At 42.3% G+C, this 19,047-nt stretch carries 17 protein-coding genes; 4 read left to right on the top strand and 13 right to left on the bottom strand.

Annotated features, from left to right (window positions below):
• Nucleotides 1–245 precede the first annotated feature (245 nt).
• The 4 genes from A3KS_RS23580 to A3KS_RS0114610 form a co-directional block, all read right to left on the bottom strand.
• Complete coding sequence (locus A3KS_RS23580; protein WP_156913305.1) at nucleotides 246–416, bottom strand: hypothetical protein; 171 nt, start codon at nucleotides 414–416, stop codon at nucleotides 246–248.
• A 132-nt stretch (nucleotides 417–548) separates the two neighbouring features.
• Entirely contained in the window at nucleotides 549–929 is a 381-nt protein-coding gene (locus A3KS_RS0114620; RefSeq protein ID WP_026395542.1) for a PH domain-containing protein, read from the bottom strand.
• A 75-nt stretch (nucleotides 930–1,004) separates the two neighbouring features.
• Nucleotides 1,005–1,253: a CPF_0552 family protein gene (locus A3KS_RS0114615; protein ID WP_026395541.1), complete on the bottom strand. Its 249-nt coding sequence runs from the start codon at nucleotides 1,251–1,253 to the stop codon at nucleotides 1,005–1,007.
• Between the two features lie 102 nt (nucleotides 1,254–1,355).
• Entirely contained in the window at nucleotides 1,356–1,607 is a 252-nt protein-coding gene (locus A3KS_RS0114610; protein ID WP_026395540.1) for a hypothetical protein, read from the bottom strand.
• A gap of 213 nt (nucleotides 1,608–1,820) precedes the next feature.
• Here A3KS_RS0114610 and A3KS_RS0114605 point away from each other — a divergent pair, with 213 nt between their 5' ends.
• A complete protein-coding gene (locus tag A3KS_RS0114605; RefSeq protein WP_026395539.1) occupies nucleotides 1,821–2,465 on the top strand; it encodes a 5-methyltetrahydrofolate--homocysteine methyltransferase in 645 nt (214 codons plus the stop codon).
• Between the two features lie 50 nt (nucleotides 2,466–2,515).
• Here A3KS_RS0114605 and A3KS_RS0114600 read toward each other — a convergent pair whose 3' ends face one another.
• The 9 genes from A3KS_RS0114600 to glpK form a co-directional block, all read right to left on the bottom strand.
• Nucleotides 2,516–3,703 carry a DHHW family protein gene (locus tag A3KS_RS0114600; RefSeq protein ID WP_051355913.1) on the bottom strand — a complete coding sequence of 396 codons (1,188 nt, stop codon included), beginning with the start codon at nucleotides 3,701–3,703 and terminating at the stop codon, nucleotides 2,516–2,518.
• A 10-nt stretch (nucleotides 3,704–3,713) separates the two neighbouring features.
• Nucleotides 3,714–5,114: an MBOAT family O-acyltransferase gene (locus A3KS_RS0114595; protein WP_026395537.1), complete on the bottom strand. Its 1,401-nt coding sequence runs from the start codon at nucleotides 5,112–5,114 to the stop codon at nucleotides 3,714–3,716.
• A 9-nt stretch (nucleotides 5,115–5,123) separates the two neighbouring features.
• Entirely contained in the window at nucleotides 5,124–5,594 is a 471-nt protein-coding gene (locus tag A3KS_RS0114590) for a DUF4358 domain-containing protein (protein ID WP_026395536.1), read from the bottom strand.
• Nucleotides 5,595–5,606: 12 nt separating this feature from the next.
• Nucleotides 5,607–6,371 carry a GDSL-type esterase/lipase family protein gene (locus A3KS_RS0114585; protein ID WP_026395535.1) on the bottom strand — a complete coding sequence of 255 codons (765 nt, stop codon included), beginning with the start codon at nucleotides 6,369–6,371 and terminating at the stop codon, nucleotides 5,607–5,609.
• A 213-nt stretch (nucleotides 6,372–6,584) separates the two neighbouring features.
• Nucleotides 6,585–6,947, bottom strand: coding sequence for a DUF1667 domain-containing protein (locus A3KS_RS0114580; RefSeq protein ID WP_026395534.1), 363 nt, complete (start codon nucleotides 6,945–6,947; stop codon nucleotides 6,585–6,587).
• Nucleotides 6,947–8,212, bottom strand: coding sequence for an NAD(P)/FAD-dependent oxidoreductase (locus A3KS_RS0114575; RefSeq protein WP_026395533.1), 1,266 nt, complete (start codon nucleotides 8,210–8,212; stop codon nucleotides 6,947–6,949). Before A3KS_RS0114575 ends, A3KS_RS0114580 begins: the two co-directional genes overlap by 1 nt.
• A gap of 2 nt (nucleotides 8,213–8,214) precedes the next feature.
• Nucleotides 8,215–9,684: an NAD(P)/FAD-dependent oxidoreductase gene (locus A3KS_RS0114570; protein ID WP_026395532.1), complete on the bottom strand. Its 1,470-nt coding sequence runs from the start codon at nucleotides 9,682–9,684 to the stop codon at nucleotides 8,215–8,217.
• Between the two features lie 111 nt (nucleotides 9,685–9,795).
• Entirely contained in the window at nucleotides 9,796–10,407 is a 612-nt protein-coding gene (locus A3KS_RS0114565; protein WP_026395531.1) for a glycerol-3-phosphate responsive antiterminator, read from the bottom strand.
• Nucleotides 10,408–10,548: 141 nt separating this feature from the next.
• Nucleotides 10,549–12,039 carry a glycerol kinase GlpK gene (glpK, locus tag A3KS_RS0114560; protein WP_026395530.1) on the bottom strand — a complete coding sequence of 497 codons (1,491 nt, stop codon included), beginning with the start codon at nucleotides 12,037–12,039 and terminating at the stop codon, nucleotides 10,549–10,551.
• A 511-nt stretch (nucleotides 12,040–12,550) separates the two neighbouring features.
• On the opposite strand from glpK, the gene A3KS_RS0114555 reads away from it, so the two are divergent.
• The 3 genes from A3KS_RS0114555 to pyk all read left to right on the top strand — a co-directional run bounded on the left by A3KS_RS0114555 (nucleotide 12,551) and on the right by pyk (nucleotide 18,991).
• On the top strand, nucleotides 12,551–16,099 hold the full coding sequence (locus tag A3KS_RS0114555) for a DNA polymerase III subunit alpha (protein WP_026395529.1): 3,549 nt from the start codon (nucleotides 12,551–12,553) through the stop codon (nucleotides 16,097–16,099).
• Nucleotides 16,100–16,101: 2 nt separating this feature from the next.
• Complete coding sequence (locus A3KS_RS0114550; protein WP_026395528.1) at nucleotides 16,102–17,058, top strand: ATP-dependent 6-phosphofructokinase; 957 nt, start codon at nucleotides 16,102–16,104, stop codon at nucleotides 17,056–17,058.
• A gap of 190 nt (nucleotides 17,059–17,248) precedes the next feature.
• Entirely contained in the window at nucleotides 17,249–18,991 is a 1,743-nt protein-coding gene (gene pyk, locus A3KS_RS0114545) for a pyruvate kinase (protein WP_026395527.1), read from the top strand.
• Nucleotides 18,992–19,047: the final 56 nt, after the last annotated feature.

The raw sequence follows: 19,047 nt of genomic DNA, 5'->3' as shown, positions 1-19,047 counted from the left end.
GTACCGTACGCCAATCAAGTCGTAGCGCTTCTGCGATTTGTGAAACATTTTCCCCTTTCTCATAAAATCGAAATCTGATATCATGTATTTGATCCATTGTGAGCATTCTCCATTTCCTCCTTGTTCTTTGGTCAGATACAAGGATAATTGATTTGATTTTTGCCCGCAATGGATTTTGCAATATTATGCATTTTCCAACTTGCAATACTATGGATTTTTGCTTTGCAACTTTCTACATTTTTATTTTACAATAAACAAGGTTCCAGGGGATACACCCAATTGTCATAAAAATCTTCAATTTCGCCATTATTCAAAATATTTTGAATGGCTTCTCTTTTTGCCACCATCAAGCCATCCTGACGGATTTCAAGATGATCTCCGGCTCTTACTATGGTTACGCTTAATTCAGTTAGCATCGTCTGCTCCTTTCGATTAAAGAATAATAGGGTAAACTTATTAGTATGAGTCGCGAAAAATAGCGCATGACAGGTTTGGCGAAAAGATCTTAAGGTGAAGTGATAAGCAGTATGGGGCGTGAAGTCAACTCACTAGCCAATGGCATTGCCGATCAGTTTAATAATTAAGCTTAGGTCATATTTGCCAGGAAACTCGAAGGCAATCTTATCGACATAATAATTGTATAACTCGATTTCATTTTCCATGTTATCATCTTTTGAATTTTTTACTGAGAAAGCAATGAACTTCGAATAGGGCAAAAACGTAAAAATAGGAAAGTCCCGTTCTTCAAAGGTACAAATGATAATCCGTTTCGAAGTAAATAATACCTCGGAAGGGACCGGAAATCGATCAGCGATGTAGAATTCAATGATCTGCTCGTCATCAATCAACATACCTTGAATACTCTTGTGTACCAAAGCAGTGCTTTTTTTATCGGTAATAATAAATCGGGAATCTTTAAAGTCGATCATTTTTTAGCTCCTTAAGTATAAAAGAAAGCTACTCAATTATGTGTTTTAATCGAGTAACTTTCTTTATTCTGAATTTTAGAAAACCATTTTTTTAACTACGATTGTACTAAGGGCAGATAAATCTTTTTCCATGACGGCGATTTCGTTTTCTTTATCAGGTAAAAACTCCAAAATAATCAGTCCGGTTATGCTGCATAATTCTTCGGAAGACTCATGCAAACCAAGACGTGTTTTAATAATACAACCATTTTTAGTTAACAATTCCTGAACCTTCAACGCTTCGCTTTCGCGATTACCAACCTGTATTCCCATAATTTGTCTCATAAAAAACCCTCCTAATAAGTATTTATCTTTATAAAATACCCAATTAATTGAGCGTTAACCATTGCCCGAAAAATAATTTAGCGGCGGTCAGGTGGTGGTTATTTATAATTCGTCTTTTAAACACCAGCTTACATTTTTGCCCAGTTCATTATTTTCTCCAGGTATCCATATATCGATTTTCAGATTTTCCAGTTTTTCCATTGATTCGGAGTCGTTCAATTCTTTAGCTTTTTGATAAGCCTTAATAATCCAATTTTTTGTCAGTTTCTGGAAATCACCGCCCTCGGTTTGGATATAATCATTTCTAATATTTAGTTTTCCGTCAATAACTTTGCTTGAGTATCTTAAGCCCATTTTCGTATCCTCCTAAGATTTGTTGTAAATTTGTCTATATACATTATATCCCGTTCAGCTAAAACTTGACACACTATTTTCAAATATTTCTATAAATTTCCATTAAAAAGTGTTTGTCTGTGATTTGTTATGACTTTTCATCCTGAGATGCTTGTGTTAAAATCTAAATAAAGCAGGGAAAATACCAAAAAATTTTAAGTGCAGGTGAAATCAGTGAACAAAATTACCCGAATCCCCCATCGCATTGATCGTGAAGAGTTATTTGAACGGATGCACATTTCAAAGGATCGGCCAAATTATCAGAAGTTCAAAAAAAACTATCAAAAATTATTTGAGTCGTTGCCGGACTTGCTGAACATCCAGGCCACCCATATTTTAAAAACAAATGATGAAAAGGAAAAAATTCATAAGGGACTGTGCGAGGTCAGTCATATTGTTTATTGTCTGGTGACTCTGGGGCCTAAAATCAGTGAACAATCGACGGCGTATTTTGCTGCGAAAGACTTTTTAAACGGTCTGATGATTGACTCCATGGCCGATATCCTGCTGTTTAATGCATCAAACGATTATTACGACACGGTCAAACAGGATGTTTATGAAGAACAGGGCTATGCGCTGACGCTTCGTTACTCACCAGACGATAATATTATCCCGATCCAGGTACAGAAAAAAATACTGGAATATGTCAATGGCGAAGCGCTTTTATCAGTGGGGATTTCGGCCGGATTTATGTATAATCCAGTCAAAACTCTGGGCTATGTCTATGGTGCCGATAAAAATATCGAACTGGCAGAAAAAGATCATGACTGTCAGATGTGTTCAAATCTTAGCTGTGAATATCGAAATATTGATCAATAAAAAAATGGTTTTCGCCGGGTTTGGCGGAAACCATTTTTTAAATTAATCGGTTAGTCATCATTCAAAACCGGTTCCAGGGTGGTATCCCGAAAAAAGGTATTGGCATTGAAGAGATATAAGACGTCAGTGATCTGGGCATCGGCAATGAGGGCATCAATGCTGTCATAGTAGTAACGGGGATCAATCACCGTAATCTCGCTGTAAAAGGGTGCTAGAAAAGGAATAAAGGCGTTGGCATAAGAATCTTTGATGACGAGCAGGTTTTTGCCATTCGCAACCGGATTTTTAATTTTAATTATCGGATGGTTACCTTCCAGAAAAACGGTATACTTGTCTTTGTCTTTTAATTGTTCGCTACTATAAAGGGATGAGGATTTTTTTTGTTCTTCAACATAATTGACCACCGAATAGGACTCTTCGCTTTTAGGAATATAAACATCAATCGTATCGCTAGTAAAGGTCAGATAGCCGCTTTTAGAAACCAGGGCGCCAGAAAACGAGTGGGTAACCGGATAAACAGTATAGGCATCTGGGTCTGGTTTGATCCCCATGGCATCGGCAACGCCCTGAAAAGAAAGCCAGGCACCCAGTGTAGTCCAGTGATGGTCGGTTTTATAATACAATAGCTGGTCCTGATTTTGTTCCAGAATCGGTCTGGGATCAAGGATCGTTATTTTTTCATTTAATCCGCCAGTAAAGCCATTGATATAATCGTTCTGGTTCAAAACCGGAGCATATGCCGGCAGTTTTTCATCAGTGATACTGATGGCATTGGGAACCAGCATAAAAAAGTGGTTAAGATCGGGATATTTTTCAGCAAAGGCGTTTATTGAAGTTTTCGTCTGTTCGGCAGCATCAGCAGGCAAGGGATCAAAGTTTTCAAGGAGGGTGGAATTTTTACCCAAGTATACCCCATTGGAGATATTTTTCCCGATCATCCGATCGGTACTGGTTTTGGTATAAATCCAGAAATTTCGGCCCACTAACTGATCGGCAGTATATTTCTGCATTTTTTTCATATAGCGGCCATCGATGATGCTATCTACCGAAAAACGTGGGAATTGGGTTAAAATCCGGTTTTCGTTCTCAGACAGTTTGGTGTCTGGCAGGAGTAGTGAGGCCAGTGGAAAAAAGACGATGATCCCGATAAAAAGCAGGCCTAATAGATTGATGTATTTTTTGTAAAACAGCGAATGGGTGTATTGATCGTGTTCGCGGTGGTTATCTTGTTTTCGCATAAGGCTTCACCTAAAATCTAAAATATAAAAAGGGATTATATGTTTCTGTTACTAAATAAGCGACGGATAAAAACATGATCACGCTGTTGAGCCCCAGTCCAAAGGGAACAACCCAGTTTTTTTCCTGGTGGATCAGTTTATTATAGTGCTGATGGACAAACGGGGTGCAGCAGATCCCGCAAATAACCAATAGGATGAGACTCGTGTACAAGTAATATAGTCCGGTTGAATCGACCAGAGATGCCCCGGCGGTAAAAAACATCACTCGAAGGTAAGACAGGGCAAAACCAAGATCCGGACTGGCAAAGAAAACCCAGCCGATCATGACCAGAATCAGGGTGTAACTGTGCTGAATGAATTTTGGCAATTTTTCCAGTAAATCTTTTAAGAATAATTTTTCGGTAAAAAGGATCAGACCATAATAACCACCCCAGATGACAAAATTCCAGCTGGCACCATGCCAGAGGCCGGTTAATAACCAGACGACACCGAGGTTTAAAAATAATCGGGGCATGGGGACGCGGTTTCCGCCCAACGGGATATAGAGGTATTCTCGGAACCAGGTTCCCAGAGAAATATGCCAGCGTCGCCAGAATTCGGACACGCTTCGGGAAATATAGGGATAGTTGAAGTTTTCCAGAAATTCAAAACCGAACATTTTCCCCAGACCAATGGCCATATCCGAATAGCCGCTGAAGTCGAAATAAATTTGGAAGGTAAAGGCGATAATCCCGATCCAGGCAGTGAGGACCGATAGTTCGCCGACGTTCATAGCCGAAATCAGAGTCCAGATATAACCAATATTATTGGCCAGCAGGACTTTTTTGCCGAGCCCCTGGATAAAACGTTCGACTCCGATGCCAAATTTTTCCTGATTCATCACCCGAGTTGAAAGCTGGTCATCAATATCCTTATAACGAACAATGGGCCCGGCGATCAACTGGGGAAACATGGTTACATACAAACCAAAGTAAATAATATTCTTTTGGACCGGGACCTTCCCCAGATAGATATCGATGACATAAGATAGGATCTGGAAGGTATAAAAGGAAATCCCAATCGGTAAGGGCAGCGGGGTATAGGGGATCCCCAGATTGAAGATCTGGTTGATGGTATCGAGCAGAAAGCCCCAGTATTTAAAAAAGAATAAAAACCCCAGATTCACAATCACAGTAAAAATGAAAATCCGCTTTCGGACTAAATGAGGCCTTTTTTCCATCAGAATCCCCATGCCAAAGTCAAAGGCAATGGTGAAAAGCATTAAGAAAACATAAACCGGTTCGCCCCAGGCATAAAAAAATAGACTGACTAATAGCAGAATCAGATTTTTTCCCTGTTTGGGGATAATGGTATATAGACCCAATGCGATGGGTAGAAAAGCAAAAATAAACAAGATACTACTAAAAACCATGGCCACTCCTTACTGATTATTTTTGATGCTTTTGACAAAGGTATCTTTTAATGTGGATGCATCAGGTGATACGCAATAAAAAAGAGTGTTTCCCACAATTTTGAACTCATAATTATCAAGCAGCGCAACCTGCTCCGGTCCGTAACCCCCAAAGCTTTCCTGCTGCATGGCGTTACGGGTATCCACAGCTGCTTCAACCAGATCCAGTTGGGCGGGATCCACGACTTTTATCACCAGAAGTTCGGGAACATCCATGTAATTTGCCGGGACGTAAATCAGCGCTTCCTGATAGTCGTTGATATTGAGTCCGTAATAACGTTTCAAGGCTTTGCCATCGCCTTTCTCCATCCCACTGAGATTTTGGGATGTGGCCAGTAGTTCGGTCTCCACCTGGGATAAGGGCGCTTGTTCAGTAGAACGACAGCCAAAAAATGGCAGCGTGAGTATTAAAATCAACAGCGGTACAATAAATTTTTTCATGAGTTTCCAATTCTATAATAAATTTTTCAGATCACTGTTATTAACAAGGGTATCCATCCAGAGGGGGTAAAATTCCCGGATCACATGGATGCCGTCCTCGTCATGATACTGAGGATTGTTTTTTAAAAAGGTATAGGTGTCAATATAATGGACGTTTTTTCGTTTAGCCATTTCAGCCAGGGCGGTATTATAGCTCTCGATCTGACTGAACTCCGGGTTTTCTTTGAGCGCTTCATCGGTAACCGGGAAGATGCTGCAAATATAGATTTGTGTATTGGGCAATTGCAGTCGAACCGAATCGATGATTTTTTCGTAATGACTAAGATAGGATTCCAGGGTATTGTAAGGATGACTGATATCATTAAGCCCCAACTCAAAAAAAACATTTCGCGGTGCCAGATTAACCAGACTTGGCACATCTTCCAGACTGTTTTCGGTGGATTTGCCCATCACAGCAACCAGCGAGGTCGGACTTAAAAAACCGTATAAACCGAGTCCTTCGGCGATGGAATCACCAAAAACAACGGCAGTTCCAAATAAAGCGGAATAATCGCCGGAATCAACGGCTTGACGTTTCATAAAATCGATTTTTTCTTCCATTGTGTAGAGATCACGGGTTTCCAAGGCGGTTAGAATCTGGACTCCCTCGTCCAGTTTGGCTTTTTCTCTGGCGACCGATTGATAGTGAATAATCAAGGTAATCATGATAATGATGCAGGGAACAAGAATAGCAAGGATCAGGTTTTTATTTAAATGTTGTTTTATTTTATCAAACATCGGGTAGCACCTTTATATAGTAGAATTTGTATAGTTAAACATATCATGAAAGATGGTTGTAATTCAATGTCTGTTTTGTAACAAATTAATATTTTGTCGTTACGAGTTCGATAGCGAGTTTGATTTACAGAAATGGAAAATAAAAACAGGATCTGAAAATAATTGTTGAGATTATTTTCAGATCCTGTTAATAAATGATTCAGAACAAAGGCATTAGCATTTATCCATTGTTCTGGTGGCAACCACATCAATCCCGAGACCTAGAAGATCTTTGATGACAACGTCACCGGTTTTGACGGGCGCTTCGACAACAACCTGGTTGATAACGGCCATGGCATCAAAAATCTGGCCTTTGGGGATTGGTTCTGCCGTTTTGACGGGCAGACGGGGAAGCATGGCGTTCTTAATCACCACCGTGGTTGGAATAACCCGGGTGGGGTTGGTCATTTCATTGATCGCGTATTTTGGTCCACGCTTACAGGTGTTGCCGGTAACCTCGTAGGTACCATCGGCTTTTTCTTCAATGGTCATTTGGCACCCGATGGGGCAAACAATACAAGTCATATCTTTTTTCATTATTTTGCCTCCTCTACGACAAATCGGATTTCTCCGGCAGGATATTGAGCTAAAACATCTTTGCTAATTTTAAAATTCACCATTTCTGCGGGCAGTAATTTCTTTTCTTTTTTAGTGGCGATTAACTGGTCGCCGATATAGGCATTAACCACCTTGTCCTGAAAGACCTGACGGACCCGCATGTAGAAGGTAACTTTTTCTTCCACATTTTTCATGGCAACCTGTTGCGGAACAACATAGCCAATACCGTCGCCGTTGGTGGTGGTGAAGGTGATCTCAGTATCGAGATCGCCCTTGATGTATTTGGCCGCACCTTTACCGGCAAGAACCGCTTCTTCGCTAACAAAATCCACCAGGTCATGAACGTGTACGACATTACCACAGGCAAAAACACCAGGCATGGAGGTCTGACGCAGTTCGCCGACAATGGCGCCATTGGTTCGGTTATCCATCACAACACCGGCATTACGGGTAATTTCATTCTCAGGGATTAATCCGACGGAAAGCAGCAGGGTATCACAGGGAATATATTCTTCGGTGCCAGGAATCACTTTAAGTTTCTCGTCAACCTTGGCAACGGTAACCCCTTCTAAGCGATCCTTACCATGGATAAAGGTAATGGTATGGCTTAATTTTAACGGAATATCATAATCATCCAGACACTGAACAATGTTTCGCACTAAACCATTGGAATAGGGCATCAGCTCACAGACAGCCTGAACATGAGCGCCTTCCAGGGTCATTCGGCGGGCCATGATCAGTCCGATGTCTCCGGAGCCGAGGATAACCACTTCTTTACCAGGCATGTAGCCTTCCATGTTAATAAAGCGTTGAGCTGTACCAGCGGTGAATACACCAGATGGGCGATATCCGGGGATCCCAATCGCTCCAGAGGTTCGTTCCCGACATCCCATCGTTAACACAACAGCCTTAGTTTCAATAATCATGTACCCGTTTTCTTCATTGATAACGTGAATCGATTTGAGATCGCCGTTATCATGCATATCCAGAACCATGGTATCCAGCATATAGGGGATATTCAAATCGATAACCTTCTGAATATAACGTTCGGCATATTCCGGTCCGGTTAATTCTTCGTTAAAGGTATGCAGACCAAAACCATTATGGATACACTGGTTAAGAATGCCACCTAATTCCCGGTCTCTTTCAAGGATCAGGACCTGTTCAGCCCCATCATTTTTAGCTTCTACTGCTGCAGCCAGACCAGCTGGTCCGCCACCTAAAATAACAACATCATAAATCATGATTACGCCTCCTCCTTAACGGATTTCGTGTGACCTGAAAGGATATAGGTCGAATCCTGTTGATCGTACATAATATCATCCAATGAACAATTCAGTTCCCGAGCCAGAATCTCAACCACCCGGGGTGAACAGAAGCCACCCTGACAGCGACCCATTCCGGCGCGACAGCGTTTTTTTACTGATTTGACAGTGCGGGCACCAGCACTGCGGTGAATAACATCAATAATTTCACCTTCAGTAATGGTTTCACAGCGACAGATAACCTTACCGTATTTGGGATCCTGTTTGATAATTTCGACTTTTTCTTCCTCAGTCATTTCATCAAAGCGTAGATGTTTTCGAACCTTGGGATTATAGTCGTGATTTTCTTCAATATCCGGGATCAACGGTTTCACAAGTTCTTCGACCACATAGTGAGCTACCGCAGGAATTGAGGTGAGTCCTGGTGATTCGTATCCAGCCACATTAATAAAGCCTTTTACCGGGGATTCTTCAATAATGAAATCACCATCGGTGGTGGTAAAGGTATCCTTAATTGGGGTATTTCGCAGCCCGGCATAGGATCGGATAATTTTATTAAAAGGTAGGGAAGGACAGTTCTTCAGTGCATTTTGTTTAATATAATCCAATCGTTCGGTGGTGGTGGAAATATCGCCCTTATCAACCGGTTCGGCATCCGGGCCGATCAACAGGTTGCCATGGACGGTGGGAGCGACCAGAATTCCTTTACCTTTTTTTGATGGACAGGGGAAAACAACACTATTGACGAGGGAACCAGCTTCTTTATCGAAGATAAAGTAGTTACCTTTTCGGGCCAACAGTTGGAAATAAGGTTCGCCAACCATCTCGTAGATATCATCGGCATAGACACCGGCGGCGTTGATCACAAACTTGGCTTCGATTTCACCAGCATTAGTAGTGATTTTGAAATGATCATCGGCCTTGTCGATAGCAGTGACCATGTGATTCAGTTTAAGGGTGACACCATTGTCGACAGCGTTTTCAGCCACGTGAACACAGAGTTCAAAAGGTGATACAATCCCGGCGGTGGGGGCATAAAGAGCGCCGCAAATATCTTCGTTAATATTGGGTTCCATGGCATGGACTTCTTCTTTAAATAAGATTTTTAAACCCGGAACACCGTTTTTCAAACCATTCTGGTAAAGCTCATGAATGGTTGCCATTTCATATTCGTCATGGGCAACAACCAGCGAGCCGCAGCGTTTAAAGGGAACATCCAGATCCTCACAAACCTTATCGTACATCAGGTTTCCAGTGGCGTTGAATTTTCCTTTCAATTTATAGGCTGGGGCATCAAAGCCAGCATGGACGATGGCAGAATTGGCCATCGTAATCTGATTTCCAACATCATTTTCTCCATCTAACAAAACGATGTCCAGTTTGTACCGGGTTAACTCCCGAGCAATGTAGGAACCGGCAATACCAGCTCCAATAATGGCGATATCATACATAATTTATTCCTCCTAAGAACTATAAAAAATTAAAAGCCATACGATTTTCTTAAATAAGGATTCATTTAAGAAAACAGTATGGCTCTCCGTTGCCTTGTATTTTATTTTAACTTATTCGTTGCGTAACAATCTCTGTTCATTGCGAATAAGCTCTATTTTATCCCACAACGGCTTGTGAGATGTGCTGGCCGATAAAGCACCAGCAGCAAGACAAGAACGAACTTCTTCTTCTGTCTCTATGAATCCCCCGGTAACAATTGGAATATCGACCTCTTTTTTAACGGCTGCGATCAGCTTTGGAACCAGGCCAGGCAGAATTTCGATGGCATCGGGCTTAATTTTTTTGGCCGAATTGATTGAAATATCCATGGCAGATGAATCCAATAGAAATAGACGCTGAACAGTCATAAGACCTTCCTGTTTGGCCCGAGTGATAATATTGTTTTTGGTGGTAATAATGCCCGTTGGTTTGATCTCGTCTTTCAGATATTTAATAAAATAATTATCCTGGGAATAACCTTTAATGAGATCTAAATGGGTAAACACGTGTTTGTCGGCTTTGGTACAAAGCTCTACCATTTTTTTAAGATTATAGACGTTGCCGGTCAGCAAAAAGATGATCTGCGATTTTGAGTGAATAGCATCGTAAATATCCTTAGGATTACGAACGGCGACAATAATGGGGTTGTCCTGAAACATGAGAAGACATTTTCTCGTCGACATAAAACTCCTCCCGGTAGGATCGTATTTGTAAATTCATTATAACACAATCACAAAAATAGGAAAGAGTAAAATCTAAATTGCCGGGGTGTTTTAAACACCCCAACAATAGAATCATTCATGAATTTTTAAGATTGAATCCGATTATTCGACGTCTTCCCAGCCTTTTGAGCATTCAACAGCTTTTAACCAGCCAGCGTATAATTTAGCACGAACATCGGCATCCATTGCAGGATTGAATGTACGGTCAAGTTTCCAGGCAGCAGTTACATCAGCTTTGCCATCCCAGAATTTAACAGCTAAACCAGCAAGGTAAGCAGCACCCATAGCGGTTGTTTCAACGATTGATGGACGATCAACTGGAACGCCTAAAATATCAGCCTGGAATTGCATTAAGAAATCGTTAGCGCAAGCGCCGCCATCTACTTTTAATGCTGCCAATTTGATATTGGAGTCTTTTTCCATCGCATCCAGAACATCTTTAGTCTGGTATGCTAAAGATTCAACAGTTGCCCGGATTAAATGCGATTTGTTGGCGCCACGGGTTAATCCCAGGATTGCACCACGCGCATACATATCCCAATGTGGAGCACCCAGTCCAACGAAAGCAGGAACCATGTAAACACCATTGGTATCAGCAACTTTATTACAATAGAATTCGCTGTCTGGTGAAGAGTCAACTAATCTTACTTCGTCTCTTAACCATTGGATAGCAGCACCGGCAACGAAGATAGAACCTTCTAAGGCATAATCAACTTCGCCATCCAGGCCCCAGGCAATGGTAGTAACCAAACCGCTGTTAGATTTAACCGGTTTGTCGCCAGTGTTCATTAACATAAAGCAACCGGTTCCATAAGTATTCTTAGCCATACCAGGTTCAAAGCAAGCTTGTCCAAAGAGAGCAGCCTGTTGGTCACCAGCAGCACCGGCAATTGGAATTTCTGTGCCATAAAGTGAAGTAGTTCCATAAACAGCTGAGGAGGGTCTAACTTCTGGTAACATAGAAGCTGGGATATCCAGTTCTTTTAACATTTTTTCATCCCATTTAAGAGTTTTAATATTAAATGCCATCGTACGGGAGGCATTTGAATAATCAGTTACATGTACTTTTCCATCGGTTAATTTCCAGATTAACCAGGTATCAATGGTTCCGAAAGCAAGTTCGCCTTTTTCTGCTCTTTCACGAGCACCAGGAACGTTGTTTAAAATCCAGTTGATTTTTGTTCCAGAGAAGTAAGCATCGATTACAAGACCGGTGTTTTCACGAACATAGTCTTCCAGTCCACGGGCTTTTAATTCATCACAGAAAGATGCGGTACGACGGCATTGCCAAACAATGGCATTATAAATAGGTTCGCCAGTTTTTCTGTCCCAAACGACAGTTGTTTCACGTTGGTTTGTGATACCGATAGCAGCAATATCTTCAGCGGTAGCGCCAATTTTTGACATAGCTTCAGTTACAACACCACTTTGGGTAGCCCAAATTTCCATGGCGTCATGTTCAACCCAACCGGCTTTTGGATAGATTTGAGTAAATTCTTTTTGTGCAACACTGACGATTTCGCTGTCATGGTTAAATAAAATCGCTCTTGAACTCGTAGTTCCTGCATCCAGTGATAAGATATACTTTTTCATAAGTATAACCCCCTATTTATTTAATTATTTATTTGATTATGTTTGAAAAACATAATGAAACCATATGGAAATGAATAAAAGCAAACAAAAAAAGCACATACTAACAAATTTACATATTCTCTTAATGTAAAAACGAAAGTACGGCCCTCCATAACTCCTGCCAATATATGAAATTATTAAATCTTTTCGTAAACAATCGCAAAACTATTTACGAGCATATGATAACATAATTCAGAAATAATGTAAAGGATTACCGGCAAAAAATAACGTTAAAAAAATAACAGGTTAATCTGAGATTAAAGTGGATCATTTCAAATGAAGTTTAATAATCATCGAAAAATAGTATATAATGAAGAAAAGAAAGTGGAGATAAGGTGCTGGGATCAATTTCAACCGACCGGGACAAAACATCTATCCATTTTTAAGAATCTATGTTATAATAAAAACTAAAGAAATCGGAAATAACCAGAAAATTATGAAACTAAATTTTAACAGTAAAGTGAAAGAAAAGATGGAAAAACAATTTACTCACCTACATGTACATAGTGAATATAGCCTGTTGGATGGTTTCGGGCGTATCAATGAGCTGGTCAAGGCGGTGGCGCAAAACGGCATGGAAAGTGTTGCGCTGACTGATCATGGGGTCCTTTTTGGTGCCATTGATTTTTATAAGGCCTGTCTCAATGAAAAAATCCATCCGGTGATTGGGTGTGAAGTTTATGTGGCCCCACGAGGCCTTGAACAAAAGGATCCGGTCTATGACAAGGAACGGGCGCATCTTATTTTGTTAGCAGAGAGCAACCTGGGGTATAAAAACCTCATGAAGATTGTCTCGAAAGGTTTTATTGATGGATTCTATTATAAACCCAGAGTGGATCATGATTGTTTAAGAGCTCATAGTGAGGGGATTATCTGTCTGTCGGCCTGTATTGCCGGAGAAATTCCGCAGATGATTTTAAACAATGATCTGACCGGAGCAGAAGAGCGTTGTCTTGTTTATCAGAACATTTTCGGTAAAGATCATTTCTTTCTGGAAATTCAGGATCATTGCCTCAGGGAAGAAGCTTTGATCAACGAGCGGATGATCCAACTGTCAAAAAAAATGGGTATTCCGCTGGTGGCTACCAACGACGTCCATTATGTCCGTAAAGAGGACAGTGAAAACCATGACATTCTTTTATGCATTCAAACAGCTGCCACCGTTTCGGAAGAAAAACGGATGCGTTTTCCCAACAATGAGTTTTATTTAAAGAGCCAGGAGGAGATGAGCAAACTTTTTGCTGATCTGCCGGAAGCGATTGAAAATTCTAATCGTATTGCGAAACGCTGTCAGGTCAGTTTTGATCTGGAAAAAACTCATTTGCCCCAGTTTGAACTACCTCCCGGGGAAAAGGCTGAAGACTACCTGAAAGGTCTTTGTATGGCCGGAATGGCAAAAAAATACCAAATTCTGACTAAAGATTTACAGGATCGTCTGAGCTATGAATTGGAAACCATTCACAATATGGGCTTTGACGATTACTTCCTGATCGTTTGGGATTTCATCAAGTATGCCAAAGACAATCAGATCATGGTTGGGCCGGGACGGGGAAGTGCCGCCGGAAGTCTGGTTGCTTACAGTTTGGGGATCACCACCATTGATCCGATTAAGTATCAATTGCTGTTTGAGCGTTTTCTCAACCCGGAGCGAGTAACGATGCCAGATATTGACGTGGATTTTTGTTACGAACGGCGGCAGGAAGTCATTGATTATGTGGTGAACAAGTACGGGGAAGACCGGGTGGCTCAGATCATCACCTTCGGAACCATGGCCGCCCGGGGGGCGCTCCGGGATGTTGGCCGAGCCTTGGATATGCCCTATAATCTGGTCGACCGGGTCGCCAAAGAAATACCCATTCATCCTGGGGTCAATATCACCATCGCAGAAGCCTTGAAAGAAAACCCCGAGCTCAAAAAAATGGAAGACAGCGATGCCGATATCGCCAAACTGGTTAAAACCGCCCAATCCATTGAAGGGTTATCCCGTCATGCCTCCACCCATGCGGCTGGGGTCGTCATTTCGGATCTGCCGCTGGTGGAGTATATCCCCCTCTATCGAAACAATGATGTGATCACAACCCAGTTTCCGATGGGCTTACTGGAAGATCTGGGCTTGCTCAAGATGGATTTTCTCGGTCTGCGGACCTTGACGGTGATCCGGGATGCGCTGGAAAATATTGAGCATAGCACGGGCAACCGTCTGGATCTGGACAGTCTCGAAATGGATGATGCCAGGGTTTATGAAATGCTCTCAAAAGGTGATACCCTCGGTGTTTTTCAATTGGAAAGCCGGGGCATGCAACAGTTTATTAAAGAACTCCAGCCGGGCAGCTTTGAAGATATTATCGCCGGGATTTCGCTTTATCGGCCCGGGCCGATGGATCAGATCCCCCGTTACATTGAAAATAAGAAGAATCCGTCCCTGGCTGCCTATGATCATCCCATTCTGGAGAACATCCTTAACGTTACCTATGGCTGTATGGTTTATCAGGAACAGGTTATGCAGATCTTCAGAGATGTGGCTGGCTTTTCAATGGGTCGCAGTGACCTGGTCAGGCGGGCAATGTCCAAGAAAAAGACCAGCGTGATGGAGGCTGAGGGTCAGGTTTTTATTCATGGCGAAATCGATGAAACTGGTAAAGTTATTGTTGAAGGTGCGATCCGACGAGGGGTTTCTGAAACGGCTGCTAAAAAAATCTTTGATGAAATGAAAGACTTTGCCAAGTATGCCTTCAATAAATCCCATGCGGCGGCTTATGCGGTTATCGCCTATCAGACCGCCTGGCTGAAATGTTATTATCCCACCGAGTTTATGGCCGCGTTAATGTCCAGTATTATGGATGATGAGAAAAAAGTGGCAAAATATATTGAAGATTGCCGAAAAATGGGTATTCATGTATTACCACCCAGTATTAATGCCAGTTATGAGAAATTCAGTGTTTCCAGCAATTCCATTTGTTTTGGATTGGGAGCCGTTAAAGGGTTGGGAAAAAATGCGATAGCTGCTATTATTGAAGCCCGCAAAACCAAAGGCGATTTTCAGAATCTCCGGGATTTTTGTGAGCGGGTGGATTTGAAATCCCTGAACCGGAGAAGCATTGAAAGTCTTATCAAGGGCGGTGCATTTGATGCTATCGGTAGCAGCCGGGCGCAAATGTTGGCTATTGCTGAACTGATTGTTGATCAGGTGCAGCGGGAAAAGAAGGATCGTATCTCCGGACAAATGTCGCTGTTGGATATGGCCGGACTCGGTGGTTCAAAAGAACTGATAAATTTGAAGGAAGATCATTTCCCGCAAAAGCAGCCGTTCTCCAAAGAGGAACGGCTGGCCTTGGAAAAAGAGGTTTTAGGCCTCTACGTTACCGGTCATCCGCTGGAAAAATATGAAGACGTCCTCAAGAAAACAGTCACCTTGTTTTCTAATCTTGTCGACAGCTATCAGGATTTAAAAGATGCCGGTATCCGGGATGGACAGCAGGTCAGCATTGGCGGGTTAATTGTGGAAATGAAAACCATGATGACTAAAAAAGGTCAAATGATGGCATTTCTGACCCTGGAAGATTTGTACGGACGAATCGAAGTGGTGATTTTTCCAAAGACCTATGATGAATATCGCCGGTATTTAAAGCCAGATCAGCCGGTGGTGATCAAAGGACGGATCAATTACAATGAAGAGGCGCGAACCTCGGTGATTGCAGCCCAAATTTATCCCATCGGCGAGCCGCCCAAAGGTAAAGAAAGCCATGAAGTAAAAGAAAGCAAAACAACATATGAGATAAATGGCGGGGGACAGAATCGCCAGAAGCTGGTTTTGAGTTTAGGGGATTTAACAGAAAAGACCTTGATAAAATCGGTTAAATCGATTCTAATTAAGTATCCAGGACCAGTGCCAGTGGTATTATACCTTAAAAACGAAGATAAACATTTTGGGGCCAATAAAGACTTATGGGTTACCCTCGGAGAAACACTGATCACAGAATTAGGCCAAATTTTAGGAATAAAAAATGTGGAGGTAAAATAAAAATGAGAATTGGAGTTTTAACCAGTGGAGGCGATGCACCCGGGATGAATGCCTGTATCCGGGCCATTGTTCGGACGGCAATTTACAATAAGATAGAAGTGTATGGGATTAATCGGGGTTTTTCAGGTTTGCTGGAAGGGGATATAACGCCGTTTAGTGTCTACTCGGTGGCGGATATTCTACAGCGGGGTGGTACTATCCTGCGAACCTCCAGAAGCGAGTTTTTTGCAACCGATGCTGGGGTCAGGCAAAGTGCCGGTGTTTTGGAAGCATATGGAATTGAACATCTGATCATCATCGGTGGAGACGGCAGTATGAATGGTGCCCTGGCGCTTCAGAAACTGGGGGTCAGTGTGGTGGGGATTCCCGGCACGATTGATAATGACTTGGGCTTTACCGATTATACCATTGGCTTTGATACCGCTGTAACGACAGCCCTGGATGCTATTAGCAAAATCAGGGATACGACCTATTCCCACAATCGCATCAATGTGGTTCAGGTAATGGGCCGAAAATGCGGCGATATCGCCCTTTTTTCGGGATTGTCCGGTGGGGCCGAAGCATTAATTCTGCCAGAGGTTGAAACGGATCTGGATGCCATCTGTTTACGGTTGCTCCAGGGTAAAGACCGGGGCAAACTTCACAGTATTGTGATGCTGGCAGAGGGTTGCGGTAATTACCGGGATTATTGTGTCAAAATTGAAGAGAAAACCCAAGTAACAACCAAGGGCACCAATCTGGGGTACATTCAAAGAGGGGGATCTCCCTCCAATATGGACCGGAATCTGGCCAGTTTTATGGGTTATAATGCGGTGTTAAGTATTGTCAAGAAAGAAACAGGAACAGTTATGGCCCAACGTTGTGGATCCTATCTGGGCATTCCGATTGAAGAAGCTCTGCAAATGCCAAAGATCTTCCGCCAGGATATTTATGATATGGCCTCGGTCCTATCCATTTAGAATAAACCAGGAAATTTCCCGGGAGATCAGCAATTGAATCAGCAGCTTAAGAAATTATGAAAAACAGATGATAATCTGGTTAATCAGAATACTGAAACAATAAACAATAACGATGCAACAGGGGGTTAGTAGTAAAATTCCTGCATTGGTTATTTTATAAATAGAAATTAAATACGAAAAGAGGTAGAAAATGAAAAAAACAAAGATTGTTTGCACACTGGGACCAGCAGCAGATACAAAGGAAATATTAAGAGAACTTATTCTCAACGGAATGAACGTGGCACGATTAAACTTTTCTCACGGGAGCCATGAAGAACATGCGGCAAGAATTCAGCGGATTAAAGAAGTGCGTAAAGAACTGGGTATTCCGGTGGCCATTATGTTGGATACCAAGGGGCCGGAAATCAGAACCGGAGAACTGAGTGCCGGTAAAGTAGAACTAGTTGCCGGAGAAAAGGTAACACTGACTACCGAAATTATTTCAGGGGATGAAAAACGCTTTAGTATTTCTCATGAAAATCTTCCCAATGAAGTGTCCCCAGGCTGTCGTATTCTGATCGACGATGGTTTAATTCAACTCGAAGTGGAAGATGTTTTTGATAACGAGATGGTTTGTAGCATTTTAAATGGCGGCACCCTGGGCAGTAAAAAAAGCATTAACCTGCCTGGTATGAGCATCGAATTACCTGCATTAACAGAGAAAGACCGTAGCGATATTATTTTTGGGATCCAGCAAAAGGTTGATTACGTGGCGGCATCATTTGTCAGAAAACCCCATGATGTATTAGAAATCAGAAAAGTTCTGGAACGTAATGGCGGGGATCTCATTGACATCATTTCTAAAATCGAAAATCAGGAAGGTGTTGAGAACATCGACCGGATTCTTAATGTATCCGATGGAATCATGGTTGCCCGAGGGGATCTGGGGGTGGAAATACCCGCCGAAGACGTTCCGTTGGTTCAAAAGAGCATTATCAGAAAATGTAACCTAGTTGGGAAACCGGTTATTACGGCCACTCAGATGCTGGATTCGATGATGCGTAACCCCAGACCGACTCGGGCTGAGGTTGGCGATGTGGCAAATGCTGTATTTGATGGTACCGATGCGGTGATGTTGTCGGGTGAAACTGCGGCGGGATCCTATCCTGTCGAATCCGTCAAAACGATGTTTAATATTGTGGTAAAAAGCGAAGATTCTGAAGAATATGCCCGTCGAAAAAAACCGGATCATGGCGAATTAACGATTACTAATGCGGTCAGTGAAGGGGCTTGCCAGATTTCCGAGCAACTTGATGCGCAAACCATCATCGCTGCTACATCATCGGGTCACACCGCCCGGATGATATCCAAATACCGTCCGGACTGCGGCATTCTGGCGGTCACCGACAAAGTGACAACCGTTCGTCGACTGGCCCTGGTTTGGGGCGTCAATTGTATTTACACCCCGGAATTTGGTGATACCGATAGCATGATTATGGATGCAGTCAAAAAAGCGGTCGAACAGGGCTATGTTAAATTTGGCGATCTCGCTGTCGTTGCCGCTGGAGTACCTCTGGGCGTTCAGGGAAATACCAATATGATCAAGGTGCATACGGTGGGAAATGCAATTATTAATGGGGTCGGAATTGGTAAAAAACCGGTGACAGGTCATGCTAAACTAATTACCTCTGCTAATCTGGATGATTTTCAGGAAGGTGATATCTTAGTGGTAAAAACCCTGACACCTGAGGTAAATCAGATTTTACCCCTGGCATCGGCAATTATTACCGAAGAAGGCGGACTTAGTTCAGAAGGGGCGATTGCCGGGCTTCACTATGATATTCCGGTTATTGTTAATGTTGTTAAAGCCCTGGAAATTCTGGAACATGGTAAACTGATTTCGGTTGATCCCAAACGTGGGGTTGTTTATCAGGGCCGCGTTCAAATGATGTAATAAGTCTCATGAATTAAGCACAAAAAAGCGACCGTTATTTTAACGCGGTCGCTTTT

Origin of the sequence: Acetobacterium malicum subsp. dehalogenans DSM 11527, from assembly GCF_000472665.1 — a bacterium.
Lineage (GTDB): Bacteria > Bacillota > Clostridia > Eubacteriales > Eubacteriaceae > Acetobacterium > Acetobacterium malicum.
Note: the sequence above shows the minus strand (reverse complement) of the source record. Positions and strands in the feature narration are given on the sequence as shown.